The following is a 24,118-nucleotide window of genomic DNA, read 5'->3' as shown; positions in this document are numbered from 1 at the left end:
TGGGGCTCCCCGCCCCTGGACACCAATTGGGAGGACTCGTGGGAGTCAGCCTCAGCAAGGGCGGCAACGTATCGCTGAGCAAGGAGGCGCCTGGCCTGACCGCGGTTCTGGTCGGCCTCGGCTGGGACGTCCGCACCACCACCGGTACGGACTTCGACCTCGACGCCAGCGCCATCCTGACGAACGCGGAGGGCAAGGTCAGCGGTGACCAGAACTTCGTGTTCTTCAACAACCTGAAGAGCCCCGACGGCTCCGTCGAGCACACCGGTGACAACACCACCGGTGAGGGCGAGGGCGACGACGAGGTGATCAAGGTCGACCTGGCCTCGGTCCCCGCGGACGTCGAGAAGATCGTCTTCCCGGTCTCCATCTACGACGCCGAGACGCGTCAGCAGTCGTTCGGCCAGGTCCGCAACGCGTTCATCCGCGTCGTGAACCAGGCGGGCGGCGCGGAGATCGCGCGGTACGACCTCTCCGAGGACGCCTCGACGGAGACCGCCATGGTCTTCGGCGAGCTGTACCGCCACGGCGCCGAGTGGAAGTTCCGCGCGGTCGGCCAGGGTTACGCCTCGGGCCTGCGCGGTATCGCGCAGGACTTCGGCGTCAACGTCTGAGCCGAGCAGCAGCCTCCGCCTTGTCGTCCGGCGTCGCACACACATCAGGTGCGGCGCCGGACGTGCTCATCACCGTGTGTCCCCGTCGGCTCGGGGGCACTCTCGTCACCCCGGGGAGGACCACGAACATGGGCGTCACACTCGCCAAGGGAGGCAACGTCTCCCTCTCCAAGGCCGCACCGAACCTCACCCAGATCCTTGTCGGCCTCGGCTGGGACGCGCGTTCCACCACCGGCGCCCCTTTCGACCTCGACGCGAGCGCACTGCTGTGCGACGCGGGCCGGGTCCTCGGTGACGAGTGGTTCGTCTTCTACAACAACCTGAAGAGCCCCGACGGCTCCGTCGAACACACCGGCGACAACCTCACCGGTGAGGGCGACGGCGACGACGAGTCGCTCCTGGTCGACCTCTCCAAGGTTCCGGCCCACTGCGACAAAATCATCTTCCCGGTCTCGATTCATGACGCGGACAATCGCGGGCAGGCGTTCGGTCAGGTCAGCAACGCGTTCATCCGGGTGGTGAACCAGGCGGACGGGCAGGAGCTCGCGCGCTACGACCTGAGCGAGGACGCCTCGACGGAGACCGCGATGATCTTCGGCGAGGTGTACCGGTACGGGGGCGAGTGGAAGTTCCGTGCCGTCGGGCAGGGGTACGCGTCGGGCCTGCGAGGCATCGCTCTAGACTTCGGGGTCAACGTTTCGTAAAGCCGGGGACCGGCGCGGGGGAGACCGCCAAACGGGAGCCCGTACACACACGATTGGGTAACCAGTGATTCTGAAAACCTTCGGCTGGTCGTTCGCGGTGACCGCGCTCGGCCTGGTCGCCGCGGTGTTCTACGGGGGTTGGGCAGGGTTCGGCGTCGTCGCGATCCTGTCCATCCTCGAGATCTCGCTGTCCTTCGACAACGCGGTGGTCAACGCCGGAATCCTGAAGAAGATGAGTGCCTTCTGGCAGAAGATCTTCCTCACCATCGGTGTCCTGATCGCGGTCTTCGGCATGCGGCTGGTCTTCCCCGTCGTGATTGTCGCCATCAGCGCCAAGACCGGCCCGATCGAGGCGGTGCGCCTCGCGCTCAACGACAAGGACCGGTACCAGCAACTCGTCACCGACGCTCACCCGTCGATTGCCGCCTTCGGCGGCATGTTCCTGTTGATGATCTTCCTCGACTTCGTCTTCGAGGACCGTGACATCAAGTGGCTGAGCTGGATCGAGCGTCCGCTCGCCAAGCTCGGCAAGGTCGACATGCTGTCGGTCTGCATCGCGCTCATCGTGCTCATGATCACCGCGATGACCTTCGCCACCCAGGCCCACCAGCACGGCGGCGTTCATGTGGACAAGGCGCAGACGGTACTGATCTCCGGTATCGCGGGACTCATCACCTACCTCGTGGTGGGCGGTCTCTCCGGCTACTTCGAGAACAAGCTGGAGGAAGAGGAGGAGCGCGAGCACGAGGCCGAGGAGGAGGCCAAGAAGAGCGGCAAGCAGGTGCCCGCCGCCGTGATGGTGGGCAAGGCCGCGTTCTTCATGTTCCTCTACCTGGAGGTCCTGGACGCGTCGTTCTCCTTCGACGGCGTCATCGGTGCCTTCGCCGTCACCAATGACATCGTCCTGATGGCGCTCGGCCTCGGCATCGGCGCCATGTACGTCCGGTCGCTCACCGTCTACCTGGTCCGCCAGGGCACCCTCGACGACTACGTCTACCTGGAGCACGGCGCGCACTACGCGATCGGTGCCCTCGCCGTGATCCTCCTCGTCACCATCCAGTACGAGATCCACGAGCTCATCACCGGTTCTGTCGGCGTCATCCTGATCGGCTGGTCCTTCGTGTCGTCCGTGCTGCGCAACAAGCGGCTCGCGGCGGCCGAGGGACAGGGCAGCGCTGGTGAGAAGACCGAGGTTTCGTCCGGAGTCTGATGCCGGCTGATCACTGACGGACCCATGACTGATCGCTGACCGATTCCCTTGCCGTGCTGTCCGATTCCGTACTCCGGAGTGTGACGGCGGTCAGGGTGAGGAACGCTTTGAGCGGGGCGGCCATCGAGGAGGAGTCCTCATGGCCGCCCCGCCGGTCTTCACCGGCCGGCACCACCGGTAGACAACCGGCAGTCAACCGGCCGTCGTATGCGGCACAAGGACACTTTGGGGGCGGCAATGTCCTTCTGGGACGGTCTGTGGCGAGGGCGTTCGATGGACTTCGATTCGGGCGGCGCCGCGACCAACTCCATCGAACTGACCAAACGGAACCCCACGGTCTCGCTCAGCAAGCAGGGTGCGGCCACCGGCAATCTGCGCGTCAACCTCTCCTGGCAGATGCGGACGTCCGACTTCATGGGCAAGCAGCGCAGGACCGGGGGGCTGCTGCGGCACCCGCTCAAGATGTTCCAGCCCGACGTGGTGCAGGCGCACACGCAGGGCGTGGTCAACGTCGACCTCGACATCGGCTGCCTGTACGAGCTGATGGACGGCGCCAAGGGGGTCGTACAGCCGCTGGGGAGCTTTTTCGGGAGCCTCAACGCGCCGCCGTACGTGAAGCTGAGCGGTGACGACCGGTTCGGTTCGCCCTCCGGGGAGACGATCTACGTCAATCTCGACCACCGCGAGAACATCAAGCGGCTGCTGGTCTTCGCGTACATCTACGACCAGACGCCGGCCTTCGACCGCACGCACGCCAAGGTCACGCTCTATCCCAGCAACGGGCCGCGCATCGAGATCGACCTGGACGAGCGCCAGCCGCAGGCCCGGTCCTGCGCGGTCGTCTCCATCGAGAACGTCAAGGGCGAGCTGATCGTCCGCCGCGAGGTGAAGTTCGTCTACGGCTTCCAGGCCGAGCTCGACCGGCTCTACGGCTGGGGGCTCCAGTGGGGCAGGGGCTACAAGACCAAGGTCGGCTGAGCCCGTGCCCCGTGCCCGTGCCCCGTGCCCCGCGCCGCCGGGCCCGGCGGCGCGGCAATGCCTCCGCCGCGCCCGGCGGTGCCTCAGCGCGGCAGGAACTGCGGGCCCTGCGGAGGCAGCCGGAAGTTCGGGTCCGGCACCGGGGCCACCACCGGCTGCGGGTAGCCGTACGAGGGCTGCGCGGGGTGCGGCACCGGCGGGGGGCCGCCGATCGGCGTGGGCTGCGTGGGCGCCGCCGGGGGGTAGCCGTACGAGGGCTGGGGCGCCGGGTGGCGGGGCGGCTCGGGCGGATAGCCGTAGGCGGGCCGCGCGGGCGGCTGCGGTGCGGGGTGGCCCCCCGGCTGGGGCAGCGGCTGCGCCACGGAAGGCTGCGGAAGCGGCTGGGCCATGGAGGGTTGCGGCAGCGGCTGCGCGACCGACGGCTGGGCCCGGCCCATGGACGGCTGGGGCTGCGGCGCGGGCTGCTGCGGCGGCAGTGGGAAGTCCGCCCCGGGCGCCGGCTGCTGCGGGAAGTCCGTCCCGGGCGCCGGCTGCTGCGGGAAGTCCGCTCCGGGCGCGGTCATGGAGGGCTCCGTGGACTCCGTGTCGTCCACCGAGATGCCGAAGTCGGAGGCGAGCCCCTCCAGGCCGTTGGTGTACCCCTCGCCGAGGGCCCGGAACTTCCAGCCCTCGCCGCGGCGGTACAGCTCCCCGCAGATCAGCGCCGTCTCCTCGCCGGTCTGCGGAGTGATGTCGAAGTGGGCGAGCGGCTCGCCCTCGGTGCCCACGGCGTCGTACAGCAGGATCCGCAGCGCCGGGACGTGCTCGAAGGCGACGCCTTCCGCCGACGCGACGAGGAGCACCCGGTCGACCGCGGCTTCCATGCCGGCCAGATCTGTCTGGATCGTGTCGGTCAGCCCCTCGGCGACGCGCTTCTTGCCGAGCCGCCAGACCTTGCCGCCGGGGTGGCGCGGCTGGTTGTAGAAGACGAAGTCCTCGTCGGAGCGGACCCGGCCGTCACCGCCGAGCAGCAGTGCCGACGCGTCGACGTCGGGGACGCCCTGTCCGGGGGCCCAGCGCAGCACGGCGCGGACCGCCGAGGCTTCGAGAGGGACGTTGGACCCCTTCAACATCGCGTGCGTCATGCGATCATCCTGCCTTCCCCCGCGCGGGCGGGACAACGTGGGGGGCGCAAGGCCCCGGCCGTGTCGGCAGGCGCCTGACCTGCGGGTGGTGCGAGCGTGCGACGGTTGTGTGGTGAGCGTGTGCGACATGGCCGGGTTACCTGAAGTTCATGCCCGGCGGGAACCCCTGACACCCTCCCCTACGTACTATTACCGGCCACATCAAAACGGTCCATGCCGACGGAACACCGGTCCATGCCGAGAGACAACGGCCCATGCCGACGGAACAGGCGATAGCGGCGACCACAGGGGATATCTCATGCGTCATTTCGGGCACATCGCCCCAGAGGTGCGACAGCGCCTCTTCCATAGGGAGCCGTGTGTCTTCACCGCGGCCTCCCCGCCCCACCTGCTCGCGTCCGCGCTCGGCGCCACCCTCTACAGCCCCGCCACCCGCCCCCGCCTCGCCGACGACATCCTGAAGCAGGGCGGCCGCGGCGTCACGTCCATGGTGGTCTGCCTGGAGGACTCCATCGACGACGCCGAGGTGGCGGACGCGGAGGAGAACCTCGTCCGGCAGTTCGCCGACCTGGCGGACAGGGGCGTGGAACCCCCGCTGCTCTTCGTCCGGGTCCGCGCCGCCGAGCAGATTCCCGACCTCACCCGCAGGCTCGGCCCGGGCCTTCGGCTGCTGTCCGGATTCGTCCTGCCCAAGTTCACCGAGGAACGAGGAGTTCCGTTCCTGGAGGCCCTCACGGTCGCGGAGGCGGCGGCAGACGCCCTCGGCGACGCCCTCGGCGGGCGGCGGCTCTTCGCCATGCCCGTCCTGGAGTCGCCCGAGCTGCTGCACCTGGAGAGCCGCGCCGAGACCCTCGCGGGCATCGCCCGCACTGTCGACAAGTACCGCGACCGGGTGCTCGCGCTGCGTCTGGGCGTCACCGACTTCTGCTCTGCGTACGGCCTGCGCAGGCCGCCGGACATGACCGCGTACGACGTGCAGATCGTGGCCTCCGTCATCGCCGACGTGGTGAACGTCCTCGGCAGGGCCGACGGCACCGGGTTCACCGTGACCGGGCCCGTGTGGGAGTACTTCCGCGTCCAGGAGAGGATGTTCAAGCCGCAGCTGCGCCGCAGCCCCTTCCTTGAGGGGCGGGCGGAGGAGCTGCGCCAGGCCCTCATCGAGCACGACATGGACGGCCTGCTCCGCGAGATCGAGCTCGACCGGGCCAACGGCCTACTCGGCAAGACCTGCATCCACCCCTCGCACGTGCTGCCCGTGCACGCGCTGTCGGTCGTCAGCCACGAGGAGTTCAGCGACGCCGAGGACATCCTGCGTCCGGAGCGGGGCGGCGGCGGGGTGCTGCGCTCGTCGTACACGAACAAGATGAACGAAGTGAAGCCGCACCGCGCCTGGGCCGAGCGGACCCTGCGGCGCGCCGAGGTCTTCGGCGTCGCCAAGGAGGACGTCGGCTTCGTGGAACTGCTCACCGCCGGGTTGCCCGGCTGATGAACGCGAGGAACATGACGTACGTGCCACAAGACGCGGTGTGGTCCGGGAGCTGGGTCGCCGAGCGGCTCGGGGTCGGGCTCGACGGTGACGAGACGCTGCCCGGCCTGCTCGGGCTCGCGCTGCGCCGCAACCCCAAGCGGGCGCACCTCCTGGTGTCGAACGTCCTCGGCAAGCACGTGCCCCAGCACCCCTCAATCATCCACGGCGCCGGGCACGGCCTCGGCGTCCGGGTGCGGGAGTTGCTCGGCGACGACGCGGCCCGGCGGGCCGTCGTCCTCGGCTACGCGGAGACCGCGACCGGCCTCGGCCACTGTGTCGCCGACGGCCTCGGCCTCGCGCCCTACCTGCACTCCACCCGGCGCCCCGTCGAGGGCGTCGAACGCGCCGGCGGCTTCGAGGAGTCCCACTCCCACGCCACCTCGCACCTCCTGCTGCCCGAGGACCCCCGGCTCCTCGCCGGGGACGGCCCGCTGGTCCTCGTCGACGACGAGTTCTCCACCGGCAACACCGTCCTGAACACCATCCGCGCCCTGCACGAACGTTTCCCGCGCGAGCGGTACGTGATAGTCGCGCTGGTCGACATGCGCTCGCCCGAGGACCAGGGCCGCCTGGCCGCCTTCGCCCGTGAGATCGGCGCCCGCGTCGATCTGATCGCGCTGGCGTCCGGGACGGTGCGGCTGCCCGACGGTGTGCTGGAGAAGGGGCAGGCGCTGGTCGCCGAGCACGACACCGCCCCCGCCGCGCCGCCTGCCGGGGAGCGCGGCGTGATCACCCGCGTCGCGCTCGGCTGGCCCGCCGGGCTGCCCGACGGCGGGCGGCACGGCTTCACGCCCGCGCACCGGGCCCGGCTCCAGGACGCGCTGCCCGGCATGGCCGAGCGGATCGCGAAGGCCCTGCCCGAAGGCGCGCGGCGCGGCCGCGTGCTCGTCCTCGGCTTCGAGGAGCTGATGTACGCGCCGCTGGCGCTCGGCATGGAGCTGGAGCGGCGGTTGGGCGGCGCGGACGTGCGGTTCTCCACCACGACCCGGTCACCCGTGCTCGCCGTGGACGACCCCGGTTACGCGATCCGCACCCGCCTCGTCTTCCCCGCGCACGACGATCCCGCCGATGGGCCCGCCGACGGCGCGGGGCCCCGGTTCGCGTACAACGTCGCGGGCGGCGGCTTCGACGCGGTCGTCGCGGTCGTGGACTCCGTCGCGGACACGCCTCGACTGCACGCGCCGGACGGTCTGTTGGCGCAGCTCGCCGCGCACACCGGGCACGTGCTGCTGGCCGTCGTCCCGTCGTACGTCCCGCCGTACGTTCCCTCGCGCGCGCAGGTGCCTGCCGCGGGCGCCCCCGAAAGGTCCCCCATGCTGCCCGAGCCCCTCCGCGGCCCCGCCTTCTCCTCGTACGCGCCCGAAGACGTCGGCTGGCTGCTCCAGGACCTCTCCGCCGTGACGCTCGAAGCGCCCACGGAGGAGCGCGAGGAGGCGATACAGAGCGGTGGCGCGCACTACGCCGAGTCCCTGCCGGTCGAGTACCAGCCGAGCGAGCGCTACCAGGCGCTGTTCCACGCCGCGCTCGACACCTCCGCCGCCCGCATCGCCCAGGCCGTCGGCACCGTCACCGAGATCGTCCTCGCCGAGCGGTCACCGCGCCCGGTCCTCGTGTCGCTGGCCCGCGCCGGCACCCCGGTCGGTGTCCTCATGCGCCGCTGGGCCGCGCACCGGCACGGCCTCGACCTGCCGCACTACGCCGTGTCGATCGTGCGCGGCCGCGGCATCGACGCCAACGCGCTGCGCTGGCTCGCCTCCCACCACGACCCCGCCGACGTCGTCTTCGTCGACGGCTGGACCGGCAAGGGCGCGATCACCCGCGAACTGGCCGAAGCGATAAGGGAGTTCGAGGCCGGTGGTGGAGCGGTGGGCTTCAATCCGGAGATCGCGGTGCTCGCCGACCCCGGCTCCTGTGTGCGCACCTACGGCACCCGCGAGGACTTCCTCATCCCCTCCGCCTGTCTCAACTCCACGGTGTCCGGGCTGATTTCCCGCACCGTGCTCCGCGCCGACCTGGTCGGACCGGACGACTTCCACGGCGCGAAGTTCTACCGCGAGCTCGCGGACGCCGACGTGTCCGGCGACTTCGTCGACGCGGTCGTGGCCCGCTTCGACGACGTCACCGACGTGGTGGAGGCCCAGGTCAAGGAGGCGCTCTCCGCCGACCGGACGCCGACCTGGGAGGGCTGGGCCGCCGTCGAACGGATCAGCGAGGAGTACGGCATCCACGACGTGAACCTCGTCAAGCCGGGCGTCGGCGAGACGACCCGCGTGCTGCTGCGCCGCGTCCCCTGGAAGATCTTGGCCCGCGCGGGCGCGGGGCGGACCTCGACCACGTACGCCTGCTCGCCGAGCAGCGCGGCGTGCCCGTCGAGGAGGTCGGCGAACTCCCCTACAGCTGCGTCGGATTGATCCACCCCAAGTACACGAGGGGCGCGACGGGGGCGGACGGCAAGGCCGTCGCCGCGGGCGGCGCCGACGACCGGGCGGAGGCCTCCCAGTGACGAAGCTCGTCGCCAGCGATCTCGATCGCACGCTCATCTACTCCGCCGCCGCCCTCGGCCTGACCATGCCCGACGCCGAGGCGCCGCGCCTGCTCTGCGTCGAGGTGTACCAGGGCCTGCCGCTGTCGTACGTCACCGAGACCGCCGCCGGGCTCCTCGACGAGCTGGCCCGCACCACGGTCTTCGTACCGACCACGACACGGACGCGCGAGCAGTACGGGCGCATCCAGCTGCCGGGCCCCGCGCCGCGGTTCGCGATCTGCGCCAATGGCGGCCATGTGCTCGTCGACGGGGTCTCCGACGCCGACTGGCGGGTCCGGGTGGCGCGCCGCCTCGCCGACGAGTCCGCCTCCCTCGACGAGGTACGCGCACACCTGCTGCGCACCGCCGACCCGGCCTGGCTGCTCAAGGAACGCGTCGCCGAGGACCTCTTCGCGTATCTCGTCGTGGAGCGCACGCTGCTGCCCGACGGCTGGGTCAAGGAACTCTCCGCGTGGGCGGAGGAGCGCGGCTGGACGGTCTCGCTCCAGGGCCGCAAGATCTACGCGGTGCCGAAGCCGCTCACCAAGAGCGCGGCGCTGCGGGAGGTCGCGCGGCGGGTGGACGCGGACGAGATCCTCGCCGCGGGTGACTCGCTGCTCGACACCGACCTGCTGCTCGCGGCGGACCGCGCGTGGCGCCCCGGCCACGGCGAACTGGCCGACACCGGCTTCGTGGCCCCCGGCCTCACGGTGGTGCCGCAGCGCGGGATCGCGGCGGGCGAGGAGATTCTGCGGGCGTTCCTCGGGGGGTGCCAGGGGGTGTTCCAGGGGGCGGGGGAGCGCCGCTAGCCTGTGCGCATGCCTCGATACGAGTACCGGTGCCGGTCCTGCGGCGACATGTTCGAACTGAGCCGGCCCATGGCGGAGTCCGGTGATCCCGCGGTGTGCCCGGAGGGACATGGCGACACGGTGAAGTTGTTGTCCACGGTGGCTGTCGGGGGGGCCTCCGCGGCTTCCTCGGCTGCGGGTGCGCCCCGCGGCGGCGGTGGAGGGGGCGGGGGCTGTTGTGGCGGGGGTTGTTGCGGCTAGGGGCGCCTGAGGGGGCGCCTCGGCGCCTTGGTTCCAGGGCAGTTTGAGGGCTGCCTCGGGCTGGGGACGCCTGAGGGGTTGCCTCGGGCTTAGAGGCGCCTGAGGATGCCTCGGTCGTCCGTGGGGTGGCTGCGGGCCGGATGGGGCTGGTCGCGCAGTTTCCCGCGCCTCTGCGGGGTGGGGTGGCTGCCGGTGGGTTGGATTGGGCTGGTCGCGCGGTTCTCCGCGTCCCTGCGGGGCAGGGTGGCCGCGGGTGGGTTGGATGGGGCTGGTCGCGCGGTTCTCCGCGTCCCTGCGGGGCGGGTGGCTGTGGGGCGGATGGGGCCGGTCGCGGGGTTTCCCGTGTGCCTTTGGGGCGGGCCCTCACGTGCCCTGGCCGCGCTCCTCTCGGATCTGGGCGACCACGCGTGCCGCCGTCGCGCGGACCGCCTCCGTCTCGGTCAGGAAGTGCCAGTAGTCGGGGTGGCGGCCCTCCAGGGAAGCCACCGCGCGGTCCAGGCGGGCCACCGCGTCGTCCAGCGGGCGGGCGTGGCGCGGCTCGGGGGTCTGGCGGCCCGCCATCGCCAGGCGCTGCGCGTCCCGGATCGCGAAGCGCGTGCGGTCGATCTCCTGCCGCGGGTCCTTCGCCACGGCGTTGAGCCGCCGGAGACGGTCGCCGGCGGCGGAGACCGCCTCGTCCGTCGAGTTCAGCAACGCGCGGACCGTCGAGAGCAGCGCGGTCGCGTCCGGCCAGCGCTGCTCGCCGCGGGCCTGCTGGGCCTCCTTGAGCTTGGCCTCCGCCTGGCGGACGCTCTCCCCGGCCTGGTCGGGCACCCGCTGGAGGTCCTGCCAGCAGGCGAGGGTGAACCGGCGGCGCAGCTCGCTCAGGACCGGTTCGACCTGGCCGCTACGGGTGGTCAGGGCCTCCGCGCGGGTACGCAGCGACACGAGCCGCCGGTCGATCTCGGCGGCGCGCTCGGGCAGCCGCTCGGCCTCGGCGCGCACGGCCTCGGCGTCGCGCAGCACGCGGTCGGCGCGCTGGAGCGTCTCCGGTACGCCGTGCCGGCCCGCGCCTTGGTTGAGCTTGGTCAGCTCCGGGCCGAGGGCGGCCAGGCGGGCGGCGAGATCGTCGGCCTTCAGGCCCGCCGCTCGTACCGCGTCGAGGGCGTTGGTGGCGGCGAGCAGTGTCTGGCGGGCGCGCTCGACCGCCGGGGCGAGCCGGGCGAGCTGGGTCTCCGCCTTGTCGAGCAGCGGGCCGAGCCCCTGCTGGAAGCGCTCCAGCTCGTCCTTGGTCCTGGCCAGCTCGTCCTTGGCCTGCGTCAGCTCGGTCCGGGCGCGGGCCGCGACCGCCGAGTCGAGGTCGTCGCGGTCCAGGTCGTGGGCGTCCACCGCGCTGATGTACTGGTGGCTGACCTCGTCGATGCGGCGCCCGATCGCCTCGAAGTCGGAGACGGCGCGCCGGGCCGCGGGCGTGGCGTCGACGGCGGTGATCGTCTCGATGGAGATACGCAGGTCGCGCTGGGCGGTGTCCAGCTCGTAGAAGGCGGCGGCAGCGGCGTCCTTCGCGGCCTGTGCCTCGGCGCGCAGGCTCTCGCCGCGTCCTCCGAACCACCGGCGCGTGCCGCCGCCGGCGAACGCGGCGGGCGCGGTGGCGGCGAGCAGGGGCAGGGAGAGGGGTACGAGCGTGACGAGGGTGAAGAGGGCGCGGACCTCACGCAGGATTCCGCCACGGCGGCCGCGACGCGCGCCCCGGCGGGGCCGGTCGGTGCGGGCCCGCGGCGTGCCCGCGGCTTCCGGCGCTGACGTCGTGGTGTCGGCCCCCGCTCCGTCCGGTGTGTACGGCTGCCAAGGTGTCGCCGTCACTATCCCTCTCCCGTGCTGTCATCCGCCCTGCCCGGTGTCACATTCTCCCACCGGTTAAGGACGAACACACGGGCCGGTTAGTTCGCCGTACGCACGGTGACTTTGCGTCTTCGCCACGGGACCGCCGGTCGGGCACGGCAGGGGGTTTGCGAGGCACTGCCTGCGGCAAGGTAGGCTGTCCACTCGTCCCGGGCGCGTAGCTCAGGGGTAGAGCGCCTCCCTTACAAGGAGGATGTCGGCGGTTCGAAACCGTCCGCGCCCACCGGTGACAGACAGCGGGCGAGAGCCTGTTGTCGGCCCCTCAGTCGTGATCGACTGAGGGGCCTTCTCGTGTTCGGAGTCCGCAGAGGGCCCGCGTGTCCACGTGACGCGATCACGAAGCGCGGACACGGGCGTGGAGATGCATGTCGTGCCAGCCGTCCGCGTGCCGTAGCGCGTTACGGCGGATGCCCTCCTGCACGAACCCCGTCTTGAGCGCCACGCGGCACGAAGCCGGGTCGAAGGCCGAATGCCCGAGCTCAAGGCGGTGGAACCCGGCCTCGCCCAGTGCCCAGTCGCTCACCGCCGTGACGGCACGGGAACAGACGCCGCCACCGCGGGCCCAGGGTGCGGTCCAGTATGAGATCTCGGCCTGCCCGCCCATCAGGATCACTGACTGCAGAGAGACACGGCCAAGGACGCCGTCACTGTCCACGTCGACCACTGCCCAGTGCGCGGCGACCTCGTCCCGCCGACCCTGTTGCCACTGCGTGATCCACCGTCGCGCTTCCCCCTCGGAGTCGGCCCGTTTGAGGTGCCAACGCTGGATCTCCGGATCCTCGAACACCCTCACGACGGCAGCGGCGTCCGTCTGGAGCCAGGGACGCAGCAGCAGACTTCCCTCCACGGGCAAGGCCGGCTGGGGAGCTTCAGCCAGACAACCGGGGCGCATCAGCGGGGCAACCAGGGCGGGCATGGCAACAGCTTCCCAGGGGCCTGAACGCCGCCGGGACCCGCCCGGCCGCACGCTCTTCGAACGTCACCTTTCGAACGCTCGGCAGTCGTCTTTCTGGGGGGACTTGCCAGGCCGTGGGCTGAGAGCATTGCGGCATGACGGACTCACGTATGCAGATCAACGCCCTCATCATCGACGCCGCGGATCCTGAGCGGCTGGCCGCGTTCTGGGCCGAGGTGCTCGGGAGGCCGGTCGTGGGGCGCACCGGGCCCTATGTGTGGTTGCGGCGCGAGAACGGTCTGGGCATCGGCTTCCAGCGCGCCGACGCGTCGGCGCCGGGCAAGAACCGCATGCACTTCGATGTCTCCTGCGCCGACCCGGCCGCCGAGCAGAGGCGGGTCGAGGCGCTCGGTGGGCGCCGGCTCGAAGGGTATGAGGACGGGGGGTTCCTGGTGATGGCCGATCCCGAGGGCAATGAGTTCTGCGTCATTCCCGACGGGCCCCTGGATCTCGACGACGAGGGGCGCGCGCACTACCTCGGCTGAGGCTCGCGCCCCCTTCACCGGTCGGCGGGGCCGGAGTCCTCGGTGGGCTCGTGGGGGGCGTGCTTGAGGCGGGCCCTCGCGGTGACCGCGTCCGGGCCCGAGAGCTGTTCCCAGTACCGGTGGCAGGTCACGAGGACCGCCAACTCCCGCTCCCGCGCACGGAGTTTCTCCACCTCGGCCTGTTCGTCCGGGGTCCAGCCGGGGGAGGCGGGGCGCTCGATGCTGCGCCAGCCGCCGGTGTCGCTGAAGCCGTCGAGGGGCTCGACGGACCAGGGCAGGCGTTTGAGTAGGGCCAGCAGTTCGGAGCGGACCTGGTGCAGTTCCTCCTGGGCGGCGAGGAGGTCGCTCGGGAAGCCGGGGGAAGGGGAAGGAGGCACGAGCGTAATGCTACTCCTGTTCGAATTGCGGGGGCGAACGGCGACACGTGGCAGATGGGGAGGGGGCGAGGCGCGGAACGCTTCAGCTGGCGCATGGCGTCTCCCGCGCCACCGCCCCGGGGCCCCGTCCGCGACCGCCCCGCGGTGGCAAGCTGGAGGCATGTGCCGAAGCATCAAGACGCTCCGTCCGCCCGCCATCCCCGATGACGCCACCGAGGAGGAGATCCGGGCCGCCGCCCTTCAGTACGTACGCAAGGTGTCCGGGTTTCACGCCCCGGCCGCGCACAATCGCGAGGTCTTCGAGCGGGCCGTCGACTCCGTGGCCGAGGCGACCGCGGAGTTGCTCGACGGGCTGGAGGTGCGCGGCGCCCGCGCGTCGTAGCGCCCACCACGGAGCGCGTCGTGGGTGGGTTCAGGCCGTCGGTCTGGGGCGGCGTACCAGGAACGCCGCCGCCGAGCCCGCCGCGAAGAGCGCGAGCAGGGAGACGCCCGTGGCGAGCCACGTCGCGCCGAGCCACTGGCCGCCGAAGTAGCCGAGCGCCACGCTGTACCCGGCCCAGGCCACGCCCGCGAGCACGGACCACGGCAGGAACTCCCGCAGCTTGCGGTGGGCCGCGCCCGCGCCGAGCGAGACGATCGAGCGGCCCGCCGGGGCGAACCGCGCGATGACGAAGAGGACACCGCCGCCCCGGGAGAGCGCCGCGCCGAGCCGTTCCTGCGCGGTGGTCAGCCTGCGGGAGCGGGCGATGGCGCGGTCGAGGCGTTCGCCGCCGCGCCAGGCCAGGCGGAAGGCGGCCATGTCACCGAGGACCGAGGCGGTGGCCGCGCTGAGGGTGAGCAGCAGGATGTCGGGGACGTTGTGCGGGACGCGGCCGGTGCCCGCGGCCGCCGCCGCGGTGGCCGACATGATCACGAGGACGCCGCTCGGCAGAACCGGCACGAAGACGTCGAACAGAACGGACAGGGCCACGACCGCGTAGATCCATGGGCTGCCGGTCAGCGCCCCCACACTCTCCAGCACCACAACTCCCCGTGATTCCCCGATCGGCAGCGCGTTGCCGCTGTGTCGCGGGGAACGGCAGGGGCGGCCTGATGACAGCTGTACAGCGTACGCCGCGCGCGGCGGCGTAGATCCGCTGGGGGCTCAGATGTTCGCTGCGTCACGTTCACCCGGCTGCCGCCTCCGGCGCGGTGTACGGCCGCGATGTCCCGTACGAACGAGGCAGCAGTACGAACGAACGAGGCGGTACGAACCCCCGGAGAACCCCGAGGAACCCCCAAGGGCAAGGAGTGAGCGATGGTGGCAGGGATGGTGGCCGGCGCCGTGGCGGCGGCGGTGCTGGCCGCGGGCGGCGGCATGGCCGGTGCGGGAACGGAAGGTCACGAGGTGCGGGCCGAGGGGCGGTTCGCGCCGCCCGAGGCCGTCGCCCGGTCGGCGGCGGTGACGTACGACACGAGGCTGGTGCCCGTCGGGGCCCGGATCGAGGTGCTTCAGCGCACCGACCGCGACGGCACGACCGTCACGGCGCGGGTCAAGGGCCTGAAGCCGGGCCACGCGTACGGCGCCCACGTGCACCAGAAGCCGTGCGGCGCGGACCCGGAGGCGTCGGGCGGGCACTATCAGCACCGCGTGGACCCCGTCCAGCCGTCGAAGAACCCCGCCTACCTCAACCCGCGCAACGAGGTGTGGCTGGACTTCACCGCCAGAGCGGACGGTTCCGGTTCGGCGCGGGCGCACCACCGCTGGGGGTTCCGGCCGGGGGAGGCCGCCTCCGTGGTGCTGCACCGCGAGCAGGGCGGCGCGGGCGAGCGCGTCGCGTGCTTCACGGTGCCGTTCGAACCGAGAGCCGGCAAGGGCTAGGCGCCGCCCCACGTGACGGCGCCCCCTTCTCGTACGTACGAGAAGGGGGCGCCGTCACGCGTACGGGCGCGGCGGTGGTCAGGCGGCGACCGGCGCGCGCTTCGAGGTCTTGTCGTCCTCGCTCGTGCCGCGCGCGGCGAAGAGGCGGTCCAGGCCGAACGCGCCGGACCCGGTGAAGACGAGGAGCAGCATCGCCCAGCAGAAGATCGCCGAGGCCTCGCCGCCGTTCTCCATCGGCCACAGCGCCTCCGGCTGGTGCACCTTGAAGTAGGCGTAGGCCATGGAGCCGGACGAGAGGAACGCGGCGGCGCGGGTGCCGAGGCCGAGGAGGACGAGGCCGCCGCCGACGAGCTGGATGACGGCCGCGTACCAGCCGGGCCAGGTGCCGGCGCTGATGGTGCTGCCGTCGCCGCCGGCGCCGCCGAGGACTCCGAAGAGGGAGGCCGCGCCGTGGCAGGCGAAGAGCAGCCCGATCACTATGCGGAACAGGCCGAGGGCGTAGGGCTGGGCGCTGTTGAGACGTCCAGTCATGGTGGGGGACTCCTTCGGTTGGGGACGGAACCGAGCGGAGGCCCAAGATTAGGCGAACCTAATTAGTGCTTGCAAGTTCAACATTCGGTCACCCGGGGGTTCCGCTTCCCCTTCCGGTTCCCCTCCCGGCGGCGCCTCCCCGTGTCCGGTGACGGTGCGCAGCGCGGCCCGCGCGACGGCGTCCGCGTCCGACAGGGTGACCGAGTCGACGCCGGGCCGGGCGCCGGCGGCCGTCACCCAGTGCACCCCTTCCGTGGGTACACCGAACGCGAACCGGCGTGCGTGGGCGTGACCGTGACGGTCTATCAGGTGGTAGGGGCGCACGGTCACGTCCAGGCCTCCCGTCTCGTGACCGTCGACGACGTGGGGGCGGCAGCGGCCCGCTTCGAGGAGCGCCGCGAGCAGACCGTCCGCCGTGCGGCGCAGGTCCGGCTCGGGCAGCCGGGCCTCGATCAGTGTGGTGACCCGCACATCCGAACCCGGTACGTCCGGGGAGTGCGCGAGGAACGCCCCGCCGTCCGGCCGCACGTTCAGGCGCGGGCCGAGCACGTCCAGGACGCCCGCCTCGATCAGCGCCGTCATCTCCTCGATGCGGCGGCGCGGCGGGCCGATGGAGAGGAACGCGTTGAGCGGGGTGTACCAGCGGTCGAGATGCGCGCGGCGCGAGGCGCCGGACAGGCCGCGGTGGTCGACGACGCGGCGCAGTTCGTTGCGCAGGTCGCGCAGCACGTCCAGCGCCGCCTTCAGCGGGCCCGCGACATTGCCGAGCGCGGCCTGCGCGGCGTCCTCACGCAGATGCGCGAGGAGCCAGGCGCGGTGCTCGGCGGAGGAGGCGAAGGGGCGGGCGGGATGCGGGCACGAGAGCCGGTCCCACGACCAGCGGTCGCCCTCCGGGAGTCCCGCCTCGTCGAGTGCCAGGGCCTCTTGGGGGCTCTGGTGGGCGGTGGCGAGAAACCGTTCGCGGAAGCCCTCGACGCTCTCCCGGGTGCCGCCCCGCGCGGTGAGCAGCGCCGCGTAGTAGACCGTCTCCACCTCCTTGGCGACCAGCGGCCATATCTCGTCCAGGAAGTCCGGGGCGTCGCCGCTGTCCGCGCGCTTGCGGAAGCGGGCTATGACGTCGTCGGTGAGGACGGCGGGCTCGTGGCGTCCGTAGGGACCCTTCGCGTTGTCCCCGCGCGCCTGGTACGGGACGCCGCGCCGCGAACCCGCGTACAGCCGCGGCTCGTGGCCCGACGGCTCGTAGCGCAGGGTGCCGTCCGGCTCCCGTACGTACCGGCCGCCGCGGCCCGTGCTCAACAGCGCCATGTGGTCGAAGAAGTTGAGGCCCAGGCCGCGCAGCAGCACCGGCTCGCCGGGGGCGACAGCGGACAGGTCCAGGTCGGCCGGGTTGGCGGGCGGGAAGTGCCGCAGGCCGTGCCGCGCGGCGTGTTCGGTCAGGCGCCGCTCGTCGTGGTCGGGGCGGGTCGGCAGGTGTCCTTGCGCCAGGACGACGGCCGAGAGCCCGGACAGTTCGCGGCCGTCGTCGAGTACGAGGGTCTGGAGCCCGTCCGCCGTCTCGTCGAGCCGCAGGGCGCGCGCCGCGTGGACCTGGACGCGCACGGAGCCGGGGGCGGCCCGCACCACCTCGGCGAAGACCCACTCCAGATAGCGGCCGTAGCAGGCGCGGGTCGGGTAGTCGTCGGGCCCGAGCCCCGGCACGCGTCCCGCGGCCGCCCATTCGTACAGGCTCGGGCCCGGTCGTATCGGTCCCGAGCAGTCGACGCTCTCGTCCGTGAAGAGGGTCACCTGTGAGGCGACGGTGTTCATCAGGAGCTCGGCGGGCTGCGCCGTCCGCCAGACGCGGCCGGGGCCCGGCGGCGCGGGGTCGATGACATGGACCGTCAGCCGCGTCCCCGGGGCGAGGAGTTCGGCCGCCGACGCGCAGAGCCGTTCGAGCACGCTGGTGCCGCGAGGTCCCGCGCCGACCAGGGCGAGGGCGGTCGCATCCGACGCGGGCGGGCGCGGCGCGGGCAGAGATGCGGACAAAGGCGTGACTCCTGGGGCATAGAGAACGCGTACGAACGCTGGAAGCGGACGGTCCGCATCATCATGCCGCCGGAAGCCCTGATGCCGAAGAGGCGGCGGAGGATCCGGATGCGGGTGTGGGGTGTGTCACGTGGAGTGGGAGGGGTGCCGGTGCGGTCCCGTCCCGCCCTCACGCCAGGCGGCGCTCCTCCGCCGTCTCCAGGCGTACGCCGCCACCGCGTCTCCCGCGTGTCGTTCGGGCCTGTTCGAGGCGGAGGCGGGACGAGCGGCCTCGCAGGGTCAGGGTCATCAGTTGGTTGCCGAACCAGGGGCCGCCCGTGCGGCGCCAGTCGATGCCCGCCTGCGTGACCCCGCCGTGCCGTGCGAAGCGGCGGCCGAGCGCCCGGCCCACGCGGCTCCAGCCGAAGCGGAAACCGAGCTTGATCGACGCCGGGATGGAGTTGTGGACGGGGGAGCAGGTCAGCTGGAGGACGCGGGCGTGGGGGCCGGCGCCGGGGGCCAGGCCGGCTCGGCGACGTAGGCGTGGTGGACGTCGCCCGAGAGCACGCACACCGTCGCGGGGGCGTCTTCGCCCGCGCCCGCCTCCGCGATCAGCGAGGTCAGCGCCTCGAAGGAGGGGGGAAACGCCGACCAGTGCTCCAGGTCCGAGCGCCTGCGCAGGTTCTCGCCGAAGCGGGCCCAGCGGGCGCCCCGCTCGCCGCGGCACAGCGCGGCGTTCCACCCCTCGGCGTCGTGGATGAGGTGCGGGAGCAGCCACGGGAGCGACGTGCCGATGAGGAGGTGGTCGACACCGCCCGAGCCGTCGAGCGCCTGTTCGCGCAGCCAGCGTGCCTCCTCGGCGTCGAGCATGGCGCGCTCCCTCTCCGCCAGGACGCGGGCGGCGCGGGTGTCGACCATCAACAGGCGTACGCGCCCGAAGTCCCGCCGGTAGCTCCAGCGCGCCGAGGTGGGGTTGGCGTCGGCCGCGGCGGCGAAGGCGCGCAACGCGTCCGTGCCGTCGGGCGTGGCGCACACGGCGGCGTGGACGGCGTCGCTCGCCAGCTCCTCGGGGCGCAGGTTGCCGAGGTGCTGGTAGACCCAGTACGACATCAGGCCGCTCAGGACGCGCTCGCGCCACCAGGGCGTGGCCCGCATCTCGGCGAGCCAGGCCGCACTGGTGTTCCAATCATCGATCACGTCGTGGTCGTCGAAGATCATGCAGCTCGGCACGGTGGACAGCAGCCAGCGGACCTCGGGGTCGAGCCAGGACTCGACATAGAGGTGCGTGTACTCCTCGTAGTCGGCCACCTGGGCGCCGGGCGGATCGGTGAGGTCCCGGCGGGCGGCCAGCCAGCGCCGGGTGGCCTTGGAGGTCTCGTCCGCGTACACCTGGTCGCCGAGGAGCAGCAGGACGTCCGGGCGCTCCGCGGCCGGGTCCGCGGCGATGCGGGCGGCGAGGGTGTCCAGGGCGTCCGGCCCCACGGGGTCGTGCTCACCGGAGGGCGGTGCGGCCCAGCGGCAGGAGCCGAACGTGACGCGCAGCGCGTCCGCGCCGTCCCCGGCGGGCGTGCGGATGGTGCTGGCGGGGAAGCGGGAGCCGGGCAGCGGCCAGACCCTGCCCGCGGGCTCGGCGTGGGCGGCGTGGTCGGCGTCGTCCGTGGCGCCGAGCCGCACCTCGTACGCCGTCTCGGTGCCCGGCGTCAGGCCGGTGACCGGGATCAGGGCGTAGTGGTGGCCGGCGATCTGGAAGGTGCGCGCCGAGCCGCCCGCGCCGTCGGCGCACCGCACCTCGGCGGCGCAGGGCCGGTCGGTCTCGACCCAGACGGTCGCCGTGGAGCCGTCGACGTACCTCAGCAGTGGACCCAGCCGCAGCCGTACCACAGGCGATCACCCTCCTCCGTCGCCCCGTACGGTACGGAACGACGGAGGCGGGCGGGGTGATTCCGGCGTGTCCGGCCGGAGCCGGAGGGTTCAGCAGCCGTTGAGGACCGAGCTCAGGGCGCTCTTCTCCGCGGAGTTCACCGTGAGCTTGTAGTGGTGCTTCACGTCCACCCACATGCGGGCGTAGAAGCAGTGGTAGGAGGCCGTGGGCGGCATCCATTCGGCGGGGTCCTGGTCGCCCTTGGCCTGGTTGACGTTGTCGGTGACCGCGATGAGCTGCGGCTGGGCCAGGTCGTTGGCGAAGCCCTGGCGCTGTGCGGTGGTCCAGCTGTTCGCGCCCGACTTCCAGGCCTCGGAGAGCGGGACGACGTGGTCGATGTCGACGTCGGACGCGGCGGTCCAAGTGCCGCCGTCGTAGGGGGACTTCCATGTGCCGGAGACCGCCGCGCAGTTGGAGTCCTGCTGGACGTCGGTGCCGTCGCGCTTGAGGACGACCTCGCGGGTGTTGCAGGTGCCGGACTGGGTGCTCCAGTGCGGGAACTTGTCGCGGCTGTAGCCGTCGGAGGAACCTTCCGCCTTGACGGTCAGCTCGCCGAGGTAGGTGCGGGCGGTGGCGGCGCTGACCGGGGTCGGGGGCGCGGCCTGGGCGGGGGTGCCGGTGGTGAGGACGGCCGCGCAGGCCAGCAGGGCGGTGGCGCCGAGAGCGGCCGGGCGGTGTCGACGCGCGTAGAGGGATGACATGCGAACTCCCTTGTGGTGGGGGGGGTTTGACCGGTGGGGCGGTCATGCTTGCGAGGTGGGGTTGCGGGTGGATGAGCGTCTGATGACAGGGTCGCGTCAATCAGGTACAGAGTTCAATAGTTCTGGCGCGGCGTCAGGTGCGAAGTGTGGGGCGGGAGTTGCGTTGGAGTGATCCAGGTCACTCGGTGTCGCTCCGGCGCGGGCCGAAAGTCCCTGGCCGCGGACCGTGCGCCGTCCCGTACGATGGATGGCGCAGAAGGGGAGTAGCTCTTCGCCGGACCGTCGACATACTGCTCAGCTCCTCTGAGCCGGCGCCCGGAGGCAGGCCCTGTGGGTCGGCCAGCGAGACCTTCGGCAAGCAGTGCCCGACGTGCGCGTCCGCGTGCGTTCCTGTGTGCTGCCATGCCGAGGTGTCGTGCGCGAAGCGGTGGAACACTCTCGGCGGGGCGGCCCCGACCGATTGAGGAACCCTTGATCAGCTTCAGTGTGATGGCGCTCGTCTTCGGCGTCGTCTTCCTCGCCGAGCTGCCGGACAAGACGGCCCTGGCCGGACTCGTCCTCGGCACGCGCTACCGCGCGTCGTACGTCTTCGCCGGTGTCGCCGCCGCCTTCACCGTCCACGTGGTGCTCGCCGTCGCGGCGGGCAGCGTCCTGACCCTGCTGCCGCAGCAACTGGTCCACGCGCTGACGGGCGTCCTCTTCCTCGGTGGCGCCGCGATGCTGCTCCTGAAGGGCGCGGGCGAGGAGGGAGAGGTCAAGCAGCCCGAGGACCAGAGCTTCTGGAAGGTCTCGGGAGCGGGCTTCATGCTCATCCTGGTCGCCGAGTTCGGCGATCTGACGCAGATCATGACCGCGAACATGGCCGCCCGCTACGACGACCCGCTCTCCGTCGGCCTCGGCGCCGTGCTCGCGCTGTGGGCGGTCGCGGGAATCGGCATCGTCGGCGGCAAGGCGCTGATGAAGCGGGTGCCGCTGGCGCTCATCACGAAGATCGCGGCGCTGCTGATGCTCGGCCTCGGTGTCTGGAGCCTGTACGAGGCGATTGCGTGACGTTGCCCGTTTTCACGCGCCTTGACCTCTGTGACCTGCGGCGTTGGCTTTTGGCGCGCTCGTTTTGTACCGTGCAGGAACAAAGTGGCTCCGCCCGTACTCCCTGACCGGCGGGCGGAGCCGCCTTGATCTTCCCTCCGCGGAACCTCATGGCCGCGGGACCCCATGGCTCTGGAGTACGTCGATGACGGCGATGACGGCCACGCATGCCGCCCCTGAACTGACCGCACGGGCCGTCCTCCTCGACATGGACGGCACCCTCGTCAACTCGGACGCGGTCGTCGAGCGCTGCTGGCGGCGCTGGGCCGACCGGCACGGGCTCGACTTCGACGAGGTCATCAAGGTCGTCCACGGCCGTCAGGGATACGCGTCCATGGCGGTGCTGCTCCCCGGGCGGCCCATGGAGGAGAACCACGCCGAGAACCGCGAGATGCTCGCCGCGGAGACCGCCGACATGGAGGGCGTCGTCCCGGTGCCGGGCGCGCCCGCGTTCATGGCCTCGCTGGCCCGGCTGCGCCTGCCGCACGCGCTCGTGACCTCCGCGGACGTGCCGCTGTCCACCGGGCGGATGGCCGCCGCGGGGCTGGCGCTGCCGGACGTGCGGGTGACCGCCGAGAGCGTCGGCGCGAGCAAGCCGGACCCCGAGGGGTTCCTCAAGGGGGCGGCGGCGCTCGGGTTCGACCCGTCCGACTGCGTCGTCTTCGAGGACTCGGAGGCGGGAATCCGCGCGGGACAGGCCGCGGGCATGCGGGTGGTCGGCGTCGGCCCCAGGGCCGCCGCGCTCGGCCCGACCGTGCATGTGGACGACCTCACGGGTGTGGGGGTCGCCGATGCGGAGGATGGGCGGATTCGGCTTACGTTCGGCTGAGGCCGAGGCCTGAGGCCTTCGTCTGTGGCCGCCTGCCGGGCGCGAGGCTGAGGCTCTTGGCTTGGGGTCCGAGGCTGTGGCCGCCTGCCGTGGCCCGAGGCTGAGGCCCGGGGCCCGGGGCCCGGGGCCCGGGGCCCTTGGTCTGAGGCTCTTGGCTTGGGGTCCGAGGCTGTGGCCGCCGCCTGCCGGGTGCGAGGCTGAGGCCCGATGCCCTTCGCCTGTGGCCGCCTGCCGGGCGCGAGGCTGAGGCCTGAGGCCCTTCGCCTGTGGCCGCCTGCCGGGTCCTAGGCTGAGGGCCGCGGCCTTTGGTCTGAGACCCCCTGGCCTGGGGTCCGAGGCTGAGGCCCACTGCCGGGTGTCGTACGTGTCGTACCGTCCCGCCGCGTGCCACCCCGGGCGTCACGCCCTGCGGCGTAGCCGTCGCGCTGCCACCGCGCCGCATGCAGCGCCGACCGCCAGTACGATCAGGCCCCTGAACCACACCTCGCGTTCGATCTGTGTCGCGAGTGCCACGCAGGATGCCGCCCCCAGGAGCGGCACCACCGTCGGCGCCCGGAAATGGTCCGGCCGCGCGGTCGTGTCGCGGCGGCGCAGCACCAGGGCCGCGGTGTTGACGAGGAAGAAGACCACCAGCAGGAGCAGGACCAGCGTCGAGGCGAGCGTCGCCACGTCGCCGGTCAGCGCCAGCAGCAGGGAGAGTGCCGCCGTCGCGGCGATCGCGGCCCACGGCGTACGCCTGCCCGGCAGCACCTTCGTCAGGAAGCCCGGCAGCAGGCCGTCCCGCGCCATGCCGTAGGCGAGGCGTGACGACATGATGCCGGTGAGCAGCGCGCCGTTGGCGACCGCCACCAGCGCGACGGCGCCGAACAGCTCCGTCGGGACACCGCCCGCCTCCCGCACGACTTCGAGCAGCGGCCCGCTGGACGAGACCAGCCTGTCGGTCGGCACGGCCGCCGCCGCGGCGGCGCCGACCAGCGCGTACACCGCGCCCGCGGTGATCAGGGCGCCGAAGAGCGCCCGCGGATACGAGCGGCGCGGATCACGGGTCTCCTCGGCCACGTTGACGGACGTCTCGAACCCGACGAACGAGTAGTACGCCAGCACCGCCCCGCTCAGAACGGCGGCCGCCGGCCCGTGGCTGTCCGTGCCCAGCTGCGTCAGCCTGCCCAGGTCGCCGTCGCCCCGCAGCACGATCCAGACGCCGAGCCCGATCACCAGCAGCAGCCCGCTGACCTCGATGACGGTGGCGACGGCGTTGGCCCGCGTCGACTCCCTGATGCCCCGCGCGTTCAGCAGCGCCAGCGCGGCCAGGAAGACGATGACGACCAGTACCACCGGAAGCGTGACGAACTCGGTCAGGTAGTCGCCCGCGAAGCCGCGGGCCAGCGCCGCGACCGACACGATGCCGGCGGCGAGCATGCAGAACCCGGCGAGGAACCCGGCGAAGGGTCCGTACGCCAAGGTCGCGTAGTGCGAAGCGCCACCCGCACGCGGGTACGCGGTCACCAGTTCGGCGTACGAGGCGGCCGTCAGGAGCGCCAGGCACAACGCCACGACGAGCGGCACCCATACGGCGGCGCCGGAGTCGGCGGCGACCTGGCCGACCAGGACATACACGCCCGCGCCGAGCACGTCTCCGAGGATGAAGAAGTACAGGAGCGGGGTGGTCAGGGCCTTCTTGAGCGGCGCCGGGGCGTTCGAGGGCTGCGGAGTGGTGCGGAGATCTTTCACGCAGAGCCGTATACCCGGCCCG

The 24,118-nt window shown here is 72.1% G+C and carries 21 protein-coding genes, 1 tRNA gene and 2 pseudogenes; 14 read left to right on the top strand and 10 right to left on the bottom strand.

The window, feature by feature from the left end; all coding sequences use genetic code 11:
- The first annotated feature begins 38 nt into the window (after positions 1-38).
- From ACOBQB_RS21170 to ACOBQB_RS21155, 4 genes are all read left to right on the top strand, one after another.
- Complete coding sequence (locus ACOBQB_RS21170; protein WP_223774403.1) at positions 39-614, top strand: TerD family protein; 576 nt, start codon at positions 39-41, stop codon at positions 612-614.
- Between the two features lie 128 nt (positions 615-742).
- On the top strand, positions 743-1,318 hold the full coding sequence (locus ACOBQB_RS21165) for a TerD family protein (RefSeq protein WP_423593725.1): 576 nt from the start codon (positions 743-745) through the stop codon (positions 1,316-1,318).
- 64 nt (positions 1,319-1,382) lie between these two features.
- On the top strand, positions 1,383-2,528 hold the full coding sequence (locus tag ACOBQB_RS21160; protein ID WP_423593724.1) for a DUF475 domain-containing protein: 1,146 nt from the start codon (positions 1,383-1,385) through the stop codon (positions 2,526-2,528).
- A gap of 237 nt (positions 2,529-2,765) precedes the next feature.
- Complete coding sequence (locus ACOBQB_RS21155) at positions 2,766-3,506, top strand: TerD family protein (RefSeq protein WP_423598638.1); 741 nt, start codon at positions 2,766-2,768, stop codon at positions 3,504-3,506.
- A gap of 83 nt (positions 3,507-3,589) precedes the next feature.
- Here ACOBQB_RS21155 and ACOBQB_RS21150 read toward each other — a convergent pair whose 3' ends face one another.
- Positions 3,590-4,630 (bottom strand): TerD family protein, encoded by a 1,041-nt coding sequence (locus ACOBQB_RS21150; RefSeq protein WP_423593723.1) that lies wholly within the window; start codon positions 4,628-4,630, stop codon positions 3,590-3,592.
- 298 nt (positions 4,631-4,928) lie between these two features.
- On the opposite strand from ACOBQB_RS21150, the gene ACOBQB_RS21145 reads away from it, so the two are divergent.
- The 4 genes and pseudogenes from ACOBQB_RS21145 to ACOBQB_RS21130 all read left to right on the top strand — a co-directional run bounded on the left by ACOBQB_RS21145 (position 4,929) and on the right by ACOBQB_RS21130 (position 9,731).
- Positions 4,929-6,116, top strand: a complete 1,188-nt coding sequence (locus tag ACOBQB_RS21145; RefSeq protein WP_423593722.1) for an HpcH/HpaI aldolase/citrate lyase family protein — start codon at positions 4,929-4,931, stop codon at positions 6,114-6,116.
- A gap of 14 nt (positions 6,117-6,130) precedes the next feature.
- Positions 6,131-8,661: pseudogene (locus tag ACOBQB_RS21140) on the top strand (phosphoribosyltransferase).
- On the top strand, positions 8,658-9,491 hold the full coding sequence (locus tag ACOBQB_RS21135; protein ID WP_423593721.1) for an HAD family hydrolase: 834 nt from the start codon (positions 8,658-8,660) through the stop codon (positions 9,489-9,491). Before ACOBQB_RS21140 ends, ACOBQB_RS21135 begins: the two are co-directional and overlap by 4 nt.
- Before the next feature lie 9 nt (positions 9,492-9,500).
- On the top strand, positions 9,501-9,731 hold the full coding sequence (locus ACOBQB_RS21130; protein WP_423593720.1) for an FmdB family zinc ribbon protein: 231 nt from the start codon (positions 9,501-9,503) through the stop codon (positions 9,729-9,731).
- Positions 9,732-10,094: 363 nt separating this feature from the next.
- Here ACOBQB_RS21130 and ACOBQB_RS21125 read toward each other — a convergent pair whose 3' ends face one another.
- Complete coding sequence (locus ACOBQB_RS21125; RefSeq protein ID WP_423593719.1) at positions 10,095-11,573, bottom strand: hypothetical protein; 1,479 nt, start codon at positions 11,571-11,573, stop codon at positions 10,095-10,097.
- 190 nt (positions 11,574-11,763) lie between these two features.
- On the opposite strand from ACOBQB_RS21125, the gene ACOBQB_RS21120 reads away from it, so the two are divergent.
- A tRNA-Val gene (locus tag ACOBQB_RS21120) sits at positions 11,764-11,835 on the top strand.
- A 111-nt stretch (positions 11,836-11,946) separates the two neighbouring features.
- Here the strand turns inward: ACOBQB_RS21120 and ACOBQB_RS21115 are convergent.
- Positions 11,947-12,528, bottom strand: a complete 582-nt coding sequence (locus ACOBQB_RS21115; protein ID WP_423593718.1) for a GNAT family N-acetyltransferase — start codon at positions 12,526-12,528, stop codon at positions 11,947-11,949.
- A 134-nt stretch (positions 12,529-12,662) separates the two neighbouring features.
- Here ACOBQB_RS21115 and ACOBQB_RS21110 point away from each other — a divergent pair, with 134 nt between their 5' ends.
- Entirely contained in the window at positions 12,663-13,052 is a 390-nt protein-coding gene (locus ACOBQB_RS21110; RefSeq protein ID WP_423593717.1) for a VOC family protein, read from the top strand.
- Between the two features lie 14 nt (positions 13,053-13,066).
- On the opposite strand, the gene ACOBQB_RS21105 is transcribed toward ACOBQB_RS21110, so the two are convergent.
- On the bottom strand, positions 13,067-13,429 hold the full coding sequence (locus ACOBQB_RS21105) for a hypothetical protein (RefSeq protein WP_423593716.1): 363 nt from the start codon (positions 13,427-13,429) through the stop codon (positions 13,067-13,069).
- 160 nt (positions 13,430-13,589) lie between these two features.
- Here ACOBQB_RS21105 and ACOBQB_RS21100 point away from each other — a divergent pair, with 160 nt between their 5' ends.
- Positions 13,590-13,811: a DUF2277 domain-containing protein gene (locus ACOBQB_RS21100; protein WP_423593715.1), complete on the top strand. Its 222-nt coding sequence runs from the start codon at positions 13,590-13,592 to the stop codon at positions 13,809-13,811.
- A 30-nt stretch (positions 13,812-13,841) separates the two neighbouring features.
- Here ACOBQB_RS21100 and ACOBQB_RS21095 read toward each other — a convergent pair whose 3' ends face one another.
- Positions 13,842-14,450, bottom strand: a complete 609-nt coding sequence (locus ACOBQB_RS21095; RefSeq protein ID WP_423593714.1) for a DedA family protein — start codon at positions 14,448-14,450, stop codon at positions 13,842-13,844.
- Positions 14,451-14,726: 276 nt separating this feature from the next.
- On the opposite strand from ACOBQB_RS21095, the gene ACOBQB_RS21090 reads away from it, so the two are divergent.
- Positions 14,727-15,290: a superoxide dismutase family protein gene (locus ACOBQB_RS21090; protein ID WP_423593713.1), complete on the top strand. Its 564-nt coding sequence runs from the start codon at positions 14,727-14,729 to the stop codon at positions 15,288-15,290.
- Between the two features lie 78 nt (positions 15,291-15,368).
- Here ACOBQB_RS21090 and ACOBQB_RS21085 read toward each other — a convergent pair whose 3' ends face one another.
- The 4 genes and pseudogenes from ACOBQB_RS21085 to ACOBQB_RS21070 all read right to left on the bottom strand — a co-directional run bounded on the left by ACOBQB_RS21085 (position 15,369) and on the right by ACOBQB_RS21070 (position 20,447).
- Entirely contained in the window at positions 15,369-15,821 is a 453-nt protein-coding gene (locus tag ACOBQB_RS21085) for a DoxX family protein (RefSeq protein WP_423593712.1), read from the bottom strand.
- 48 nt (positions 15,822-15,869) lie between these two features.
- Positions 15,870-17,846 carry an FAD/NAD(P)-binding protein gene (locus tag ACOBQB_RS21080; RefSeq protein WP_423593711.1) on the bottom strand — a complete coding sequence of 659 codons (1,977 nt, stop codon included), beginning with the start codon at positions 17,844-17,846 and terminating at the stop codon, positions 15,870-15,872.
- A 169-nt stretch (positions 17,847-18,015) separates the two neighbouring features.
- Positions 18,016-19,706, bottom strand: a pseudogene (locus ACOBQB_RS21075) (alkaline phosphatase D family protein).
- Between the two features lie 90 nt (positions 19,707-19,796).
- Complete coding sequence (locus tag ACOBQB_RS21070) at positions 19,797-20,447, bottom strand: HNH endonuclease family protein (RefSeq protein ID WP_423593710.1); 651 nt, start codon at positions 20,445-20,447, stop codon at positions 19,797-19,799.
- A gap of 471 nt (positions 20,448-20,918) precedes the next feature.
- Between ACOBQB_RS21070 and ACOBQB_RS21065 the strand changes: the two genes are divergently transcribed.
- Positions 20,919-21,497 (top strand): TMEM165/GDT1 family protein, encoded by a 579-nt coding sequence (locus ACOBQB_RS21065; protein WP_423593709.1) that lies wholly within the window; start codon positions 20,919-20,921, stop codon positions 21,495-21,497.
- 193 nt (positions 21,498-21,690) lie between these two features.
- Positions 21,691-22,365, top strand: coding sequence for an HAD-IA family hydrolase (locus ACOBQB_RS21060; RefSeq protein WP_423598636.1), 675 nt, complete (start codon positions 21,691-21,693; stop codon positions 22,363-22,365).
- Between the two features lie 399 nt (positions 22,366-22,764).
- Here the strand turns inward: ACOBQB_RS21060 and ACOBQB_RS21055 are convergent, their stop codons facing one another.
- Positions 22,765-24,096, bottom strand: coding sequence for an APC family permease (locus tag ACOBQB_RS21055; RefSeq protein WP_423593708.1), 1,332 nt, complete (start codon positions 24,094-24,096; stop codon positions 22,765-22,767).
- Positions 24,097-24,118 lie beyond the last annotated feature (22 nt).

This window comes from Streptomyces sp. G5(2025) (assembly GCF_049542075.1).
GTDB lineage: Bacteria > Actinomycetota > Actinomycetes > Streptomycetales > Streptomycetaceae > Streptomyces.
The sequence above is the reverse complement of the archived record's forward strand: the minus strand, read 5'-3'. Positions and strand labels throughout refer to the sequence as shown.

Bases quoted from the DNA above. Each gene is read 5' to 3' on its own strand.
- ACOBQB_RS21165 (WP_423593725.1), top strand. From the start codon at position 743: ATGGGCGTCACACTCGCCAAGGGAGGCAACGTCTCCCTCTCCAAGGCC.
- ACOBQB_RS21155 (WP_423598638.1), top strand. From the start codon at position 2,766: ATGTCCTTCTGGGACGGTCTGTGGCGAGGGCGTTCGATGGACTTCGAT.
- ACOBQB_RS21150 (WP_423593723.1), bottom strand. From the start codon at position 4,630: ATGACGCACGCGATGTTGAAGGGGTCCAACGTCCCTCTCGAAGCCTCG.
- ACOBQB_RS21145 (WP_423593722.1), top strand. From the start codon at position 4,929: ATGCGTCATTTCGGGCACATCGCCCCAGAGGTGCGACAGCGCCTCTTC.
- ACOBQB_RS21130 (WP_423593720.1), top strand. From the start codon at position 9,501: ATGCCTCGATACGAGTACCGGTGCCGGTCCTGCGGCGACATGTTCGAA.
- ACOBQB_RS21115 (WP_423593718.1), bottom strand. From the start codon at position 12,528: ATGCCCGCCCTGGTTGCCCCGCTGATGCGCCCCGGTTGTCTGGCTGAA.
- ACOBQB_RS21110 (WP_423593717.1), top strand. From the start codon at position 12,663: ATGACGGACTCACGTATGCAGATCAACGCCCTCATCATCGACGCCGCG.
- ACOBQB_RS21100 (WP_423593715.1), top strand. From the start codon at position 13,590: ATGTGCCGAAGCATCAAGACGCTCCGTCCGCCCGCCATCCCCGATGAC.
- ACOBQB_RS21090 (WP_423593713.1), top strand. From the start codon at position 14,727: ATGGTGGCAGGGATGGTGGCCGGCGCCGTGGCGGCGGCGGTGCTGGCC.
- ACOBQB_RS21085 (WP_423593712.1), bottom strand. From the start codon at position 15,821: ATGACTGGACGTCTCAACAGCGCCCAGCCCTACGCCCTCGGCCTGTTC.
- ACOBQB_RS21070 (WP_423593710.1), bottom strand. From the start codon at position 20,447: ATGTCATCCCTCTACGCGCGTCGACACCGCCCGGCCGCTCTCGGCGCC.
- ACOBQB_RS21060 (WP_423598636.1), top strand. From the start codon at position 21,691: ATGACGGCCACGCATGCCGCCCCTGAACTGACCGCACGGGCCGTCCTC.